Source organism: Paenibacillus sp. EKM301P, assembly GCF_011800295.1.
In the GTDB taxonomy this organism is placed as follows: Bacteria; Bacillota; Bacilli; order Paenibacillales; family Paenibacillaceae; genus Paenibacillus; species Paenibacillus polymyxa.
In genome coordinates this window covers 522,102-541,449 of sequence record NZ_JAALFM010000001.1, presented here as the reverse complement: position 1 = coordinate 541,449, position 19,348 = coordinate 522,102, and the positions used below count along the sequence as shown (strand labels likewise).

Sequence of the window (19,348 nt, the reverse complement as noted above, 5' to 3'; positions counted from 1 at the left end):
GTCCTCTATGAAGCTGGTAGAAGGTATATATAAAAATAGTCCTGCAGCAGATTACTTTAATGAAGTGCTGGGGGATATTGTAGTTTCCTACTTGAATGAACGGCTTAAGCATGACCCGTCAGGGTCGATTCGAATTATTGAAATTGGTGCAGGCACTGGAGGAACCAGCGCTATGCTCTTCCGGAAGCTTCGACCTTATCAGGAGCATATTCGTGAATACTGCTATACCGATAAATCAAGAGCATTTTTATTGCATGCGCAAAAAGAGTACGGCCCGCAAAATCCTTACCTGACTTATAAAATTTTTAATGTGGAAGAGTCGGCTGTGGGACAAGACATCGAAACGGGCGGATATGATATTGCAATTGCCACCAATGTCCTGCACGCCACGAGGAACATTCGGCAGACATTAGGCAATGTCAAAGCAGCGCTGCGAAAAAACGGCCTGATTCTTATCAATGAAATCAGTGGAAACTCGCTGTTAAACCACCTGACCTTTGGCCTGTTGGAGGGATGGTGGCTTTATAATGACCCCGAGCTGCGTATTCCAGGCTCTCCCGGTTTATACCCTGAACGTTGGCAGGAGGTATTGGAAAGCGAGGGGTTCCGGTCGGTCTTCTTCCCCGCTCAGGAAGCGCATGAAGTAGGCCAGCAAATTATTGTGGCTGAAAGCGATGGTATACTTCGGGATCAACAGAAGCTTGAACCTGGCAAGCCTCCATTGAAACAGCGTGACACAGGGATTCAATCAGCTGCTGATGTATCCAATGAGATGGCTGAAGAGCATGTCAGGGAGCTTATTGTAGAGAAGTTAGCAGAGGCCTTGAATGTGGACTTTTCTATGATTGATGTCCATGAGTCATTTGCAGATTATGGCCTGGACTCTATTCTTGGCGTCAACTTTGTACAGGATGTTAATCAGGGGCTGGGCATTCATTTGCAGACTACAGACATCTTTGATTACAGTTCGGTCAAACAACTGACGTTATACATTTTAGGCCAATTCGGCGACATCGTTTTACCAGTTTTGGGACACAATGCTGATCCAATAGAGGATGGGAAAGATACAAGCCGTGAAACCCAAGCGCCTAAGGAAAAGGAATATATGTTTAATCCGGTTCAAACGGCAAGTGCATCGATTGAGCCAGAAAGACCTAAACAGGAGAATACAGGAAAAAGATTGGCGCAAAGAGAGCCGATTGCGATTATTGGAATGAGCGGGCGGTTTGCCGGGTCTGACAATGTAGATGAGCTTTGGAATCACCTTAAGAATGGCGACGATTTAGTAAAAGAGGTAACTCGGTGGGATCTTTCGAAATACCAGGAAAAAAATGCGAGTTACTGCAATTATGGAAGCTTTTTGGAGGATGTTGATAAGTTCGATCCGCTTTTTTTCAATATTTCCGGACTGGAAGCAACTTACATGGATCCGCAGCAGCGGTTGTTTCTCGAGGAAGCATGGCATGCTCTAGAGGATGCAGGTTATGCGGGTACAGGGATGGATGGGCGTCGGTGCGGAGTTTATGTAGGCTGTGCCGAAGGCGATTACCAGCGATTGCTGGGTGAAGACCTGCCTCCGCAAGCACTGTGGGGCCATATGGGCTCCGTGATTCCCGCCAGAATTTCCTACTACTTGAATCTTCACGGACCGGCAATAGCTGTAGATACAGCTTGTTCGAGTTCGCTAGTTGCCACCCATCTTGCTTGCCAAAGCTTATGGTCTGGAGAAACGGATATGGCTTTAGCTGGCGGGGTGTATATTCATACAACCCCTCGTTGCTATTTATACGGTGACAGAGCAGGAATGCTGTCTCACACAGGGCACTGTTATACCTTTGATGACAGGGCGGACGGAATGGTTCCAGGAGAGGCTGTTGGCGCTGTTGTACTCAAACGGCTTGAGGAAGCAGTTGCCGATGGTGACCACATCTATGGGGTAATTTTAGGCTCAGGAATCAATCAGGACGGTACCACGAATGGACTTACTGCACCAAGCCAGAAGTCTCAGGAGCGACTGGAGCAATATGTGTACGATACTTTTCATATCCATCCAGAGCAAATCCAATTGGTGGAAGCACATGGCACTGGTACCAAGCTAGGAGATCCAATTGAATATCAGGCATTGACGCGAACATTTAGAAAGTATACGGACAAGAAGGGATTTTGCGCGATCGGGTCCATTAAAACGAATATCGGTCATACGCAAATTGCGGCAGGAATCACAGGAGTAATTAAGCTGTTATTGTCATTAAAGCATGAGCAGATTCCGCCTTCACTTCATTTCCAATCAGGCAATTCTAATATTCAGTTTGCGGACAGTCCTTTTTATGTCAATACGCAGTTGCAGAATTGGCTGATTGAGCCTGAAGCCAGACGCTGTGCTGCGGTCAGCTCCTTTGGTGCCAGTGGTACTAATGCCCACCTGGTCATCGGAGAGGCTCCACATACGAAACGAAGACATTGCGAAAAGCCGGCTTATTTCATTCCGCTGTCCGCCCGGACTTCACAACAATTACGCCGTCAGGTGGAGCAACTGATTGCCTATTGCGAACAGGAGCCTGAGGCAGACTGCGGTAACATGAGTTATACATTATTGCTTGGGAGAAAGCACTGCAATCATCGGCTTGCATGTGTTGCCCGCAATCAAGGTGAGCTTGTCATGTCCCTTAAAAGGTGGCTGGAAAAAGGCAATTCTTCTCAAGTTTATTATTCTGAACTACACGAAAAAGACCAACGCATTCAAACGTCATTGAAGAGATATGGAAATGAATGTATTCAAAACTGTCAAAATGCAGGTGAAGCCCGCGAGTATTTGGAGCTTTTAACTACGATTGCGGATTTATATGTTCAGGGATATCCGTTAGACTTTGAGCGTTTGTTTTCAAATGAACCGTATTGCAGAATCCCACTACCGACTTATCCTTTTGCAAAAGAGCGGTATTGGGCGCCTGGGAATGAAACCCAAATGGCTAAAAGCATAAGTATAGAAAGTGAAACCAAATCAACGATTTCCAGAGCAGAGGCAAAACCTGTGGCTACAGCTAGTCATACCCTGTTGCTAGAGCCAGTTTGGAAGGAGCAGGACGTATCGCCAGAGGTGGAAGCACCTACCTACGACCGCCGTATCATCTTGCTGTGTGAGCCGGACAAGGCTTTACCTGAACGGCTCGAAGCGCGAGTGAACGGAGCAGCGCAGATCTTGGCTTTCTCATCTGGGAAGAGCCGTGTGGATGAGCGGTTTCAGGCCTATGCAGTTCAGGCCTTTGAGAGCATCCAAGGCCTGCTCAAAGACAAGCCTGCCGGAAGGGTGCTGGTTCAGCTTGTCGTGACGGCGGCTGGAGAAGGGCGGCTCTTTTCAGGACTTTCGGGTCTGCTGAAGACTGCCCGACTGGAAAATCCAAAACTCATCGGCCAATTGATCGAAGTGGAACAGGGAGAATCTGCGGAAAGCCTACTGGCGAAGCTGGAGGAAAACAGCCGCAGTCCGGTGGATGGATGGATTCGCTATGAGGGTGGTCAACGCAAAACCGCTTGCTGGAGCAGGTTCGAGTCGTCTCGGCCAGAAGAGAAGCTGCCATGGAGAGACGGTGGCGTGTATCTCATTACCGGCGGCTCTGGCGGCCTGGGGCTGCTTGTTGCCGAAGAACTGGTTCGGCGCACCCGAGCAGCAACCTTAATCCTGACAGGCCGCTCGCCACTGGACGGCAACAGACAAACCCGGCTGAAGGAGCTGGAGTCCTCAGGAGCCAGAGTAGTGTACAAGCAGGGGGATATCACCGACAGGAACACGGTTACCAGCTTGTTGGAAAGCATTCAGGAAGAATTCGGGTGTGTTCACGGGATTATTCACTGCGCTGGGGTCATTCACGATAACTTCATTCTCAAGAAAAGCAGGGAAGAATTTATCGAGGTGCTGGGTCCGAAGGTTAAAGGGCTGGTTCATCTAGATGAGGTGAGCAGCGGTCAGGATTTGGACTTCTTTGTGCTCTTTTCCTCCATCTCGGGCAGTATGGGCAATCCGGGACAGGCCGATTATGCCACCGCCAACGCCTTTATGGATGCGTACGCAGCATACCGGAATACCCTGGTGGAAGCCCAGCAACGGCGGGGCCGGACGCTATCCATCCGCTGGCCGCTGTGGAAAGAAGGCGGAATGAGGATTGACGCGGACACGGAAAAGCTCATGAGACAAAATATGGGCATTACGCCTCTACAGACCGAGTCGGGCATTCAGGCGTTGTACCAATGCCTGACCTCAAGCAAGGATCAGGTGATGGTCTTGGAAGGAGAGCCTGAGAAAATCGAGGCCTATCTGGCGAAAGCCGTCTCGCAGGCCGGTATCCGTGCGATACAGGCATCTGCGCCGAAGCTGGATGCGGGTTTACTGTACGATAAAACCTTGTATCATCTCAAGGCGCTATTGGGAGAGGTGACCCGTCTGAGCGTCGGTAGCATTGAAGCCCAAGAACCGCTAGAGCGTTATGGGATTGATTCGATTATGATTACCCAGCTCAATGCCAAGCTGGCAGAATCCTTTGGCGAGCTATCCAAGACGCTGTTTTATGAGTATCAGACCTTGCGTGCCTTGGCGGAATATTTGGTGTCGGAATACGCACCGGAGTGCATGCAGTGGGTTGGAATGAGCACGGACAAGGAACGGGTAGAGGAAACGGCTGCGACAGCCCGGTACGCTGAAGAAGAAAGCACGCCAGTTGCGGAGCAAACGATTGCGGAGACGGTGGCAACGAAGTCCAGCCGTAGCTATGTGAAGCCTGTTCGAAGTTGTGCGGAGTCTGTCGCAGAGGAAACACGAGAGCCGATCGCCATCATTGGTATGGCAGGAAAGTATCCAGGTTCGAGGGATATGAATGAATATTGGGAAAATCTCAAGGCAGGGAAGGATTGTGTCAGCGAAATCCCGCAGGAACGCTGGAAACTAGAAGGATTCTTCCATCCTGATAAAGAGGAAGCGGCTTCACATGGCAAAAGCTATAGCAAGTGGGGTGGCTTTATCGAGGGATTTGCTGAATTCGACCCATTGTTTTTCAATATTGCACCGCGGGAAGCCCTTAGCATGGATCCTCAGGAACGGCTGTTTATTGAAGCCTGCTGGGAAGCGATGGAGGACGCGGGCTACACCAGAGAACAGCTTGCGGTACGACATAACAGCCGTGTAGGTGTGTTTGCGGGAATTACCAAAACAGGATTTGATTTATATGGTCTTGATCTGTGGAGGAAGGGAGCGCAAATATTCCCTCACACTTCCTTTAGCTCAGTAGCCAACCGGATTTCGTACCTGTTTAATTTGCAGGGGCCGAGCATGCCAGTGGATACGATGTGTTCATCCTCATTGACCGCGATTCATGAAGCGTGTGAGCATCTGTACCGCGGAGAATGCGAGTTGGCCATGGCAGGAGGAGTGAACCTGTATCTGCATCCGCTGAGTTATGTCGGACTTTGTGCGAATCAGATGCTGTCCGTAGACGGACAGTGCAAGAGCTTCGGAAAGGGAGGCAACGGCTTTGTCCCAGGAGAAGGTGTGGGGGTTGTGCTATTGAAGCCGTTGTCGAAGGCGATAGCAGATGGGGACCCGATCCATGCGGTCATCCGGGGAACGAGCATCAACCATGGAGGCAAGACCAACGGGTATACCGTGCCTAACCCGATTGCTCAAGGGGAGCTAATCCGGTCGGCTCTGGAACGAGCCGGGGTACATGCCCGGACCATCAGCTATATCGAAGCTCACGGAACTGGCACAGAAATGGGAGATCCCATTGAAGTGACCGGTTTGACCCAGGCCTTCAGAAAGGACACGGCAGACAAGGGATTTTGCGCCGTGGGCTCTGTGAAGTCCAACATCGGACATTTGGAGGCGGCAGCGGGCATCGCAGGGATTGGGAAAATTGTCCTGCAGATGAAAAACCGGACACTGGTTCCCAGTCTGCATGCCCAGGAACTGAATCCGAACATTCCTTTTGAGCAGACGCCGTTTGTCGTCCAGCAGGAGCTGGCGGAATGGAAGCGGCCAGTGGTTGAGCTCGATGGAGAGACACGGGAATACCCGAGAATGGCGGGGATTTCATCGTTTGGAGCAGGAGGCGCCAATGCTCATGTCATCATCGAAGAGTACGTTCCGGAAGAACAGGCGCCAATCTGTGTGACAGCTCACAATCCTGTGATTATCGTATTGTCAGCCAAAAATGAGGAACGGCTGAAGCAGCAGGTCGAGAGATTGCTGTCCGTGATCGAGAAAGGAGAGGTCACAGAAAGCAATCTGGCGGATGCAGCCTACACGCTTCAGGTTGGGCGCGAAGCGATGGAAGAACGCCTGGCAGTCATTGCCGAATCGATGCCAGCGCTGGTGGAAAAGCTGGAAGGATTCATGAAAGACCAGACGGGGATCTCCGAGCTGTATCGAGGACAGGTCAAGCGAAACAAAGATGCGCTATCCGCACTGGTAGAAGATGAAGACATGGGGAAAACAATCGCTGCCTGGATCGGGAAACGGAAATACGCGAAGATAGTGGATCTGTGGGTGAAGGGACTGGCGATGGACTGGAGCATGCTTTACGGAGATGCCAAGCCGCAGCGAATGAGCCTGCCAGCCTATCCTTTTGCAAAGGAGCGGTATTGGGTCACAGATATTACGATCCCATCTGTAGAAAAAATTCCAATGGAATCTCAGGAAAAAGCAGTTCTTGTTCAGTCTCAAGTAATGCAGTCTGCTCCTCCTGAAGCTTTAATGCCATCCAGTTTTTCGAGTAGTTCTGAAAAACCAAGCGGGATTTCTTTACGGAATTTGTCAGACAGTCAGCCGCAGCTTAGCAAGTCTGCCAATCAGCAGACAGCACCGATTATTTTAACTTCCCCGGAAGGGGTAATGCACACGTCAGATAATGACAACGAGACGGAAGAGCAGGTGCCTGCTAGTTCTGCCCTATCCATATCGTCAGAAATATTGCAGGAGGAGCTGACAACAAGTCTGGCGCAAGCTTTATATATAGATCGGGACGAGATCGATGAGGATAAAAACTTTGTTGATCTTGGATTGGATTCCATTATAGGCGTAGAGTGGATTCGAAACATTAATAAACATTACGACACATCCATAACAGCGACAAAAGTCTACGATTATCCAACCATACGGGAGTTTAGCAAATTTTTAGAAAAGGAATTGGGCAATCGTGTAGCCCAATTAATCATGCCGTCTTCTGCTGCGTCTATTCTGGATCAGGCGCCTGCAAAGCATTTACCGCCGCTCGTATCATTGGAAACGGATAAGCAGACAGAGGCCTCACTTCAGATTAATTTAATGCCGATATCGCCTGAAAAGCAGCCGCAATTCGGCACGATTCCGTCTGGTGTCTCTACAGAGCAATTACGGAAAGAACTGACGGCAAGCCTAGCTGAAGCCTTGTACATGGAGCAAAGCGAGATTGAGGCAGATAGAAACTTTATAGACATCGGTTTGGATTCGATTATAGGCGTAGAATGGATTCGAAATTTGAATAAGCGCTACGGCACATCCATTGCAGCTACCAAGGTCTACGACTATCCGACTATTCTGCAATTTACCGAGTTTTTGGCACAAGAAATCAATAAGCACGGGGGCAAGAAAAGCTTCATTCAGCAGCCCTTGAACACAGTCTCGGACACGGTCAAACCTATAGCAGAAGTCCATTTACCGCGACCAGACACGATCCAATGCTCTCCAGCGCAGCTCCCTAAGGAGGAAACGGTGCCATTGCGTCGGGTAAAAGCAGAAGAGGAATCAGTGCCAGCAACTTCGGAAAATCAAGATGCAATTGCAATTGTTGGGATTTCGGGAAGATATCCTGGTGCCGAAGATGTACAGCAATATTGGAAAAATCTCGCTCAAGGTCAAAACTCCATTGTTGAAATCCCGAAGAACCGCTGGGACGTAGACCCGTTGTATGATCCGCGTCCGGCACAAGAGGGGAAAGTAAATTGCAAGTGGCTGGGTGCCTTGAAGGATATAGAATATTTTGATCCGTTATTTTTTAATATATCTCCTACCGAGGCGGAAGGGATGGACCCGCAGCAGCGCATCTTTTTGCAGGAAGCCTATAAAGCCTTTGAGGATGCAGGTTATAGCGGCTCACAGTTGGGAAATAAAAAATGCGGTGTTTATCTTGGCATTTTAAATAATGAGTACAGTATGATGCGCTACAAAAATGAAGCACAGTTCAGCAATACTACCGGGAACAGCAACGCTATTGCAGCGGCTCGTATTTCCTATTTCCTTAATTTGAAAGGACCCGCCATATCCGTAGATACGGCATGCTCCTCATCGCTGGTGGCAACTCACCTTGCTTGCCAGGCTTTATCAAATAAAGAGATTGAAATGGCGCTGGTCGGCGGTGTGTCCTTATACCTGACTCCTGAATCCTATATAGGTATGTCTGCATCCGGAATGTTGTCACCAGATGGTCAGTGTAAGACATTTGACAATAGTGCCAACGGCTTTGTTCCAGGCGAAGGAGCAGGGGTGCTGGTTCTGAAGCGGCTAAAGGATGCGGAAGCTGACCGGGATCACATCTATGGGGTTATTATCGGAACTGGGATTAATCAGGATGGAAAAACCAACGGGATTACCGCTCCAAGCACGAACAGCCAAATAGAGCTTGAGCAGGAGATATACAATAAGTATCAGATTGAACCCGAAAGTATTAGCTATGTTGAAATGCATGGGACAGGCACCAAGCTGGGCGATCCTATTGAATTGGAGGCTTTATGCACAGCTTTCAAAGAAAAAACAGATCAGAAGAAGTTCTGTGCCATAGGCTCGGTAAAGAGTAATATCGGGCATACTTCGGCAGCAGCAGGCGTAGCAAGCATGCAAAAGGTGCTGTTATGCATGAAGCATAAGAAACTGGTACCGACACTGAATTTCAAGAACCCGAATGAACATTTTGATTTCGATGATTCTCCATTTTATGTAAATACACAATTGAAGGACTGGCAACCTTCTCAAGGTAACAAAAGGCGGGCCGCTGTGAGCTCTTTTGGTTTTAGCGGTACCAATGCCCATCTTATTATTGAAGAATATCGTCCAGAGGCTGCAATTTCACCAGCAGACGACGAGTCACATAGTCCCGTTCTTTTCGTCTTGTCTGCCAAAAATGAGCAGCAACTAGTAACTTATGCCGAAAACATGAGAAACTTTATTGCCACTCAGCCCAACCTTAACTTGACAGATATGGGGTATACGCTGCAAGTAAGCCGTGAGCCGATGAACCACCGTCTGGCTTTTGTGGCAGATTCAAAAGAGAATCTACTACAAGCGCTGGATGGCTTGGTTCATCACCAACGGCCAGCTGGAGTCCTGACGGCTCAGGTGAAAAAGGGCAAGGACGGGATCGTGCTCTTTGAGGCAGATGAAGATGCCAAATCCTTGCTTGAAACCTGGATCAAGAAGAGAAAATTGGGGAAAATTGCAGAGCTGTGGGTACAGGGGCTAACGATGGACTGGAACAAGCTGTATGGGAACATCAAGCCTCGCCGGATGAGTCTGCCTACCTATCCTTTTGCAAAAGAACGGTGCTGGGCGCCCGAGCTAGACAGTAAGGTTGGCAAAGGTACAACTTCTGTCATGGCTGCAACGATTCATCCTTTGCTGCACCAAAACACCTCCGATTTTTCGGAGCAGCGATTCAGTTCTAGCTTTACAGGCCAGGAGTTTTTCCTGAAGGATCATGTGGTGAATGGGCGCAAGGTGCTGTCTGGGGCCGCATCCCTTGAAATGGCCCGGGCGGCAGTGGAGCAGTCACTAGGCACGGATGAGGGTGACCTGGTCGGAATGTGCCTTAAAAACGTGGTTTGGGCACGGCCTATTGCGATAGAGGATGGCCCAATACAGCTGCATATCGGGCTTTTCCAGAATGAAGATCAAGAAATTTCATATGAGATTTATGGAAATAACGGAGCCGATGATACAGAGCTTATGGTATATAGCTACGGCAATGCGGTTCGGAGATCAGGGGTGGGGGCTCCTGCATTGAATATTAAAGATTTGCAGGATACATGCAGCAGAAGCTTCCATCCGGCAGCATTGTATAACCTTTTCAGAGAGCTGGGGATTGATTATGGTCCTGGGCATCAGGGGATTGAGATGGTATATGCCGGAGAGGGTCAAGTGCTGGCGAAGCTATCCTTGCCCTCCTCAGTCTCTGACAATCACGGTCAATTTGTCCTGCATCCAAGCATGATTGATTCAGCTTTCCAGGCATCCATAGGCTTGACGCTGGGCTCTCGCGAGATTAAGCCTGCTCTGCCGTATGCCATTCAGGAAGTTGAAATTATAAAACATTGCAGCTCCACCATGTGGGCGCTGATTCGATACAGTGCAGATGGTACAGCAGGAGATAAGGCACAGAAACTAGATATTGACCTGAGCGACGAAACCGGAGAGATCTGCGTGAGGATAAAGGGTTATTCATCAAGAATTCTGGATATAGACTCTATTCCCACAGACGCGCAGTCCAATTCTGGTACCTTGATGCTTGAACCCGTGTGGAAAGAGCAGGGAGTTAGCATAGAGGGCGATTTACCTGTATATGATCGCCATGTCGTGATCCTTTGCCAGCCGTCCCAGATTTCTCGTGAACAAGTAGAAGCTCAAATAAGCGGCGCAAAGTGCATAATATTGCAACCTGATCAAAACGGAATCGGGGAACAGTTTCAGTATTACGCCGTTCAGATACTTGAGCTAATACAAAGAATTTTTAGAGAAAAAAACCATGGCAAGGTGTTAATCCAGATTGTTACTAACGACCAGGAGGAGCAGCAGCTTGTATCAGGGCTCTCAGGTCTTTTAAAAACCTCCAGAATAGAACATCCAAAACTGGTGGGGCAGTTGATAGAACTTGAACAGGATAAGGCCCCGAATACAATCATAGATATTTTAAAAGAAAACAGCTGGAGTCCTGGAGACATCCAGATCCGGTATGGGAAAGGTAAACGGTGGATTTTCAGCTGGAACGAGATTCCATTTTCTCCGGAAACGGCGGACATGCCGTGGAAGGAGAACGGAGTATATCTCATTACCGGTGGTGCCGGTGGCTTGGGACTTATTTTTGCCAAAGAGATAGCGAATAAAGTTCATAATGTCGTGTTGATTTTAACGGGGCGTTCAGCACTGGATGAGGGCAAGCGGGCAGAGATAAAGAAATTGGAGTCATTAGGAGCACGAATAGCATATAAGCAGGCCGATGTGACCCGGGAGCAGGTGGTGGCTGATTTAATTCGGGGAATTGAGGCAGAATTCGGAAGCCTGAATGGCATCATTCACAGTGCAGGAGTAATTCGTGACAACCGCATACTCCAAAAAAATAGCGAGGAAATGCTGGAGGTTCTCGCTCCTAAAGTTTTAGGAGTAGTGAACTTGGATCAGGCGAGCAAGCACCTGCCTCTTGACTTCTTCATTATGTTTTCGTCGGTTGCCGGAGGGCTGGGCAATCAGGGACAGGCAGACTATTCTACCGCTAATGCGTTTATGGATGCTTATGCCAGATACCGGAGCACATTGACAGGATCACAGCAACGCCAGGGGCAAACGCTATCCATCAATTGGCCACTATGGAAAGAAGGCGGGATGCATATTGATGAGGAGACAGAGAAGCTGGTAAAGCAGCACACAGGTATGGGCAGTATTTCAACTTCTTCTGGTATTCAGGCTTTGTACCGTGCCATGCTTACGGATGCTAATCAGGTTATGGTGCTGGAAGGCAATCTCGAGAAAATGAAAAGAACAATAGGCTTAGAGATTCCCGAAACCAGACAGCTTGAAAAGGCGGCGGGTGCTTCAGCAAGTATTTCAGCCATTTCCACGACTGACGGGAATGCCGCGCCGGACCTGCTGGACAAGGTGCAGATCGCCATGATGCAGGCGGTATCGAAATTGCTGAAAGTCAAGCTTGAAGATATTGATGCCTATGTAGAACTGAGTGAGTATGGCTTCGATTCGATCTTGCTCACGCAATTTGCCAACAACATCAATCACTTGTATCGGCTTGAGCTGACTCCTGCCGTATTCTTTGAATACACTACACTTCATGACTTCTGCAGGTATTTAGTGGAGGAATATGCCACCTTGCTTGGTGAGCAGTTTGTCGTCCAGACCCGGACTGAGCCTGCCGTGCAGAATGAAGAGGATGATAGGGAAGACAGCATCCGCAGTAGAAGCCAGCGTTCCCGATTTGCAAACGAGAATGTGCTAGCTATGCCGCAACAGACCCAGGCTGGTTCTGAACCTATTGCAATTGTAGGCATAAGCGGTGTCTTTCCCATGGCCCGGGATGTAGATGAGTTTTGGAAAAATCTTGAGGAAGGCAGGGATTGTATCACTGAAATACCTGAAGATCGCTGGGATTGGAAGGCGTATTACGGTGACCCTGCGGAAGAGACCAATAAAACAAACATCAAGTGGGGCGGGTTTATTGACGGGATCTATGAGTTTGACCCTTTATTTTTTGGAATTTCACCGAGGGAAGCTGCACTCATGGACCCGCAGCAGCGTTTGTTGATGACTTATATTTGGAAGGCAATTGAAGATGCTGGGATTCCGGCAGCAGGGTTATCTGGAACCCATACAGGTATCTTTGCAGGAACCGCAAACAGCGGCTACAGCGGAATGATCTATCAGGGAGATGTGGGTGTGGAGGCGTATTCCTCTAGCGGAATGGCGCCGTCGGTAGGACCCAATCGTATGAGCTATTTCCTTAATATTCATGGTCCGAGCGAGCCTGTCGAAACTGCCTGCTCCAGTTCGCTGGTGGCCATTCACCGGGCCGTAAAGGCTATAGAAGATGGAAGCTGCGAAATGGCCATTGCAGGTGGTGTCAATGTGATTATCACACCTGAGCTTCATATCAGTTTCAATAAAGCAGGGATGCTGTGTGAGGATGGCCGGTGCAAAACCTTCTCTGATCAAGCCAACGGTTATGTGCGTGGTGAAGGGGCAGGCATGGTTTTCCTGAAAAAGCTGAAGGACGCAGAAAAGGCTGGAGACCATATTTACGGCGTAATCCGAGGCACAGCTGTCAATCATGGTGGCCGGGCTAATTCCCTGACAGCACCTAATCCGAGGGCACAGGCGGATTTACTGGTAAATGCATATACAAAGGCTGGTATCGACCCAAGAACAGTCTCTTACATTGAGGCCCATGGGACAGGCACCGAGTTGGGTGATCCTATTGAAATCAACGGACTGAAAGCAGCCTTTAAAGAGCTATATGAGAGTACAAAGGGACCCGGGATCAAAGAGCCCCATTGTGGCCTAGGTTCGGTGAAGACCAATGTTGGACATCTGGAGCTGGCTGCCGGAATCGCTGGTGTCATCAAAGTTCTGCTTCAGTTGAAGCATAAAAAGCTTGTTAAAAGCCTTCATTGCCATGCCATTAATCCCTATATCAAACTTGAAGACAGTCCTTTCTATATCGTCCAGGAGACGAGTGAATGGAAGCAGCAGCAAGATGCTTCTGGGCACAATATTCCTCGGAGAGCAGGTGTCAGCTCTTTTGGATTCGGCGGCGTCAATGCTCATTTGATCATCGAGGAATATGTTCCGGAAAATCAGGAGAAAGATCCAGTTACCTTCAGTGCCCAAAAGCCGGCTATTGTTGTACTGTCAGCCAAGACTGAAGGACAGCTGCAAGATCAGGCACGGCAATTGTTGTCTGCAATCCGGGAGCGCCAGTTCACAGACGGCAGTCTGGGAGATATAGCATATACCCTGCAGATGGGGCGCGAAGCGATGGAAGAACGTTTGGCCTTCACTGCGGTGTCTCTCTCTGAGTTAGAGGAGAAGCTAAAGGGATTTGTTGAAGGGCGAGAAGGCATCCCTAGCTTATATGTAGGGCAGGCAAAACGCTATAGAGAACAGGAAACAAGAGCGGGCGCGGCCGAGACGATTGAGTCGCTGGCTAGTGAAAGCGACTACGCCCAAATCGCACATCTTTGGGTAAAAGGCGCATTTTTTGACTGGGACGTGCTGTACGAAAAGCATAAGCCAAACCGTATCAGCCTGCCTACCTATCCTTTTGCCAAAGAACGATATTGCGTAACCGATACCAATAACCTGAGTGGAGCAAACGATATTGGGCCAAAGCAGGAGAAGTCAGCCATCATTCATCCTTTGCTTCAGCGAAATACGTCCGATATTTATGGACTTCAGTTCAGCTCCACATTTACGGGAAGAGAATTTTTCCTCGCTGACCATGTGATCAAGGGACAGAAGCTTTTGCCTGGAGTGGCCTACCTTGAAATGGCGCGAGCGGCAGTAGAGCAAGTCGCTACATCTTCGGAAGAAAGTCGGATTTGTGTTCGTTTAAAAGATGTATTATGGCTCCGGCCTGTGGTAGCTGGGGAGCGGCCGATTGCTATAAATATCGGGCTCTACCCGCAAGACGGCGGAGAAATTGCCTATGAAATCTACAGCAAGTCTGAATCAGTGGATACAGAGTTAGTTGTGCATAGTGAAGGCAGCGCAGCAATTGCTCCGTTGGCTGAGATTCCTGCCATAGATATTGAAGCTCTGCTGGAGCAGTGCAATCTGGGTACCTATTCATCCCAGCAGTGTTATGAGGCGTTTGCAGCCATGCAGGTTTCCTATGGGCCAGGGCATCAAGCAATTGAAAAGATCTACACTGGCGTGGACCAGGTACTTGTCAAATTGTCCTTGCCTACCTCTGTTTACCAGACCATGGGACAGTTTGTGATGCATCCTAGCTTGATGGATTCCGCTTTGCAGGCGTCCATAGGCCTGATGATGGACACATACGGCGCTGCCATGTCTGACGGTAAAGTTTTAATAAAGCCGGCTTTACCGTTTGCTGTGGAAGAGCTTGAGGTGTTTAGTGGATGCACATCAGAGATGTGGGCTTGGGTCCGTAATCGTGAAGGTAGCAGACAGGATGGTCCAGTGCAAAAACTGGATATTGATTTGTGCGACATGCAGGGGAATGTTTGTGTAAGCATGAAGGGCTTCTCATCACGAATTGCAGAAGGAGGAACAGGGGGATCAGATGAATGGACGATACCTGAGACTTTGATGCTTGAGCCTGTATGGGAGGAACAAGCCCTTGTCCCGGGAGGAACAGCACCTGAATATCGGCAGCATTTGGTCATTTTATGTGAACCAGCTCATATTTCCGGGGAAATGATTGAATCACAGATGAACGGGGTGCATTGTCTTATCCTGCAATCCGACGAGGGAAGCATGGATGCACGCTTTAGAACTTATGCAGCACAGGTGTTTGAGCAAATTCAACAGGTGCTTAAAACCCAATCCAAACACAAAACATTGGTTCAGCTTATCATTCCGGTACAGGATTACAGACAGGTATTCTCCGGACTTTACGGACTCTTGCAAACAGCGCAGCTTGAGAATCCCACACTAGTGGGCCAACTGATCGAAGTGGATATGGAGGAAGATGCAGCAGGTATTATAAATATCCTGCAAGAAAATAGCCGCAACTTCATGAGTACACATATCCGCTACCAGTGGGGCAGACAATATGCTGCCGCATGGACGGAAATCAAATCCTCGCAGGAAGTGAACCGTATTCCTTGGAAGGACAAAGGGGTTTATTTGATTACTGGCGGAACCGGCAGCCTCGGTTTGATTCTGGCTGAAGAAATGGCACGACAGGCTAAAGATGTCGCGTTAATTCTCGTCGGACGATCTATGCTCCGTGGTCACATCAAAGCAAGGATTGAGGAAATAGAGGCTCTAGGAGCAAGAGTCGTATTTCGGCAGGCCGATGTCGACGATAACAGAGCGGTTGAGGATTTGGTTCGGGATATTCGGGAAGAGTTTGGGAAACTGGACGGAATTATTCACGGTGCAGGAGTAACCAGCGATAATTTTATGATTAAAAAAACAGAAGAGGAATTGCAGAAAGTATTGGCGCCAAAGGTTACAGGGTTAACGAATCTGGATCAGGCCTGCAAGGATATTCCGCTGGACTTTTTCATTCTATTTTCATCTGTTGCAGGCAGTCTTGGGAATATAGGACAGGCTGACTATGCTGCTGCCAATGCCTTTATGGATGCCTATGCCAGATATCGCAATACACTTGTAGAACAGAAGCAACGTTATGGGCAGACGCTTTCAATCAACTGGCCGCTATGGAAGGAAGGCGGAATGCGTATTGATAGTGAAACGGAACAAATCATGGAGGAAATGGGGATGTTCGCTATGGGGACCGACACAGGAATGCGGGCTTTGTACCAGAGTCTGGCTTCTGGAAAAGATCAAGTCATGGTATTGGAAGGGCATGCCAGCCAGCTCAGAGAAACGCTCCTGCAGCAGCCATCCCTGAATCAGGTTGAAGATGCCTCCTCTATGATCATGGAGAGCAGAAAGGAGTCGGGAATCGGTCAAGACCTGCTTGTCGAAAAAGCTGCAAATTATTTAAAGCAATTGCTCGCAACATCCATCAGACTGCCAGCAAGGCAGATTGAAGCCGATGCCCCTATGGAGAAGTATGGAATTGATTCCATTATGATCAGACAGCTGACACGTGAATTGGAGAAAACATTCGGCACATTACCCAAAACGTTGTTTTTTGAATACCAGAGTATCCGGGAGCTGACCCAATATTTTCTTGAAGTTCACCAGAAGCAGCTGATTCAACTGCTTGGAATGGAGGAAGAGGTCAACGCCGTCCAAGCGTTTACGTCTTCCACTGTGAAAGAGAACCCGGAAAGGCCGCTTTCCAGCAGCCGAAGACAAGCTCGTGAAATGCCGGCTCAGGCAAAATTGCTGGATCAGAAAAAACTCCAACCGCAGCCGGAAGCAGCAGGTGGTACGGGGGATATTGCTATTATCGGCTTGTCAGGCATGTATCCTGAGGCCGAGAATGTTGAGGAATTCTGGAACAATCTGCGTAATGGAAAGGACTGCATTACGGAAATTCCCAAAGAGCGCTGGGATCACAGCATATACTTTGACGAGGAAGGGAACAAGTCTGGAAAAGCTTACAGCAAGTGGGGAGGCTTTATCAAAGGCGTGGATCAATTTGATCCGAAGTTTTTCAACATTTCTCCTAGGGAAGCAGAAATCATCGATCCACAGGAGCGCTTGTTTCTGAAATGCGTCTATGAAACGATCGAGGATGCAGGTTATACACGGGAAGGGCTTGGACTGGAAAGGAATGTAGGCGTTTTTGTCGGCGTTATGTACGAAGAATATCAGCTTTACGGGGCGCAGGAGCAGGCTAGAGGCAAAATGATTGCCGTTCCGGGGAATCCGGCCTCCATTGCAAACCGTGTTTCTTATTTCTGTAATTTCCACGGACCAAGCATGGCTGTGGATACGATGTGCTCATCCTCATTGACGACCATACATCTTGCCTGCCAGAGCTTACAGCAAGACGAGTGTGAGCTTGCCGTTGCTGGCGGTGTCAATGTCTCCATTCATCCGAACAAATACCTGATGCTTGGGCAGGGAAGATTCGTATCAAGCAAGGGACGATGCGAAAGCTTCGGAGAAGGCGGAGATGGGTATGTGCCGGGTGAAGGCGTAGGGGCCGTGTTGCTCAAACCGCTGACCAAAGCAATAGCAGACGGCGATCACATATACGGGGTCATCAAGGGAACCGCTGTGAATCACGGCGGGAAGACCAATGGCTTTTCAGTTCCAAATCCTAAGGCGCAGGCTAGTGTAATTGGAAGGGTCTTTAAGAAAGCTGGTATAAACCCCAGAACAATCAGTTACATTGAAGCACACGGCACCGGGACATCTTTAGGTGATCCCATTGAAATCGCTGGATTGCAAAAGGTTTTCCAGGAATACACGGAAGACACCCAGTTCTGCGCCATTGGTTCGGCAAAATCCAATATAGGGCATTGCGAGAGTGCAGCAGGGATTGCAGGAGTGACTAAGGTGCTCCTGCAGCTCAAATACGGACAGATCGCACCTTCGCTGCATTCAAGCACACTCAACCCGAACATCGACTTTAGCAATAGCCCTTTTATAGTTCAGCAGGAGCTTGAAGATTGGAAAAGACCGGTCGCCACGATAAATGGGAAGACCGTTGAGTACCCAAGAATTGCAGGTATTTCTTCTTTCGGTGCTGGAGGCTCCAACGCACATGTGCTTATTGAGGAATACATCCCTGAGGTACAGGAGACTAGACAAGCTCCTATGATATTGCAAAACTCGGCCATAGTCGTGCTGTCAGCCAAAAATCAGGAGCGATTGTACGAGCAGGTGCAAAGATTGCTTTCTGCACTCAGAGCGCCGGAATACGCGGATGCCAGTTTGGAGGATATAGCATTTACCCTTCAGGTGGGACGGGAAGCTATGGAGGAACGGTTAGCAGTCATAGCTAAGTCTACGACGGAGCTTGAAGGAAAGCTGGAGAGCTTCCTAGCGGGGAACGAGGATATCGACGGACTCTATTCGGGTCAGGCAAAGAAAAATAAAGATATTCTGATGGTTCTTGAAGCAGACGAGGACATGGAACAATTGGTGGATATCTGGATAAGCAAGAGCAAGTATTCAAAGCTGGCAGAGCTGTGGGTTCAGGGATTACTATTTGATTGGAACAGGCTTTACGGAAAGGTTAGACCTCGTCGGATGAGTCTGCCAACCTATCCATTTGCCAAGGAAAGCTATTGGATCTCTACGTTTGGAAGCCAGTCCAAGGAAGTCAAGACGGAGCTCCCTGTAGTTGATATTCCAGCACAAAAGCAAGAGCCCGTTGTTTTCAGCCCTCCTACTGTCAACGCTAATGTGCAGGTACAGACATTGGCAAAGGTACCTGAAAAGCCGCAGGGTATTTTGCTGCGCTCAGTCTCTGATATCGAGAAGGTAGCCGACGCACCCAAAAAGGCAGCTAAGCCTGCAGAATTGAAGCCTGCTCCCCCGCAGCCTAAACCTATCAATTCTACACCGCAGCCCGCTGTCAGGGATGAGGCCAAGCGACCTGCTAACGGACCTACGGCTGTACGGGTGGATGCATTGGAGAAGGAACTAATTAAAAGTCTCGCTAAATCCTTGAGTATGGATGAAAAGGATATTGGCCGAGACGATAAATTTATCGATATGGGACTGGATTCTATTATAGGCGTAGAGTGGGTACAGGACGTGAATAAACGGTTTGGAACGGCTATTTCAGCAACCAGAGTATATGACTATCCTAACATCAAAGAATTTTCCAAATATTTAGCAAAGGAATTAAGCAAATCGGCGGGAGCCTCAAACCAAGTACCTGTAGAGTCAACTTCTACGCAGCCCATGCAAGCGTTGATCCAGAAGGTGCTGCAAGGTGAATTAAATGTTGAGCAGGCCGATCAGTTGTTCAAGCAATTACACTCGTAA

1 protein-coding gene (running past one end of the window) is annotated in these 19,348 nt (G+C 48.8%); it reads left to right on the top strand.

Annotated features, from left to right (window positions below):
- Nucleotides 1–19,348, top strand: the 3' portion of a protein-coding gene (locus HFD99_RS02470; protein ID WP_167440796.1) for an SDR family NAD(P)-dependent oxidoreductase. Its footprint begins 392 nt before the window's first position; the window shows 19,348 of its 19,740 coding nt (coding positions 393–19,740); its start codon lies off the left edge, out of view; its stop codon occupies nt 19,346–19,348.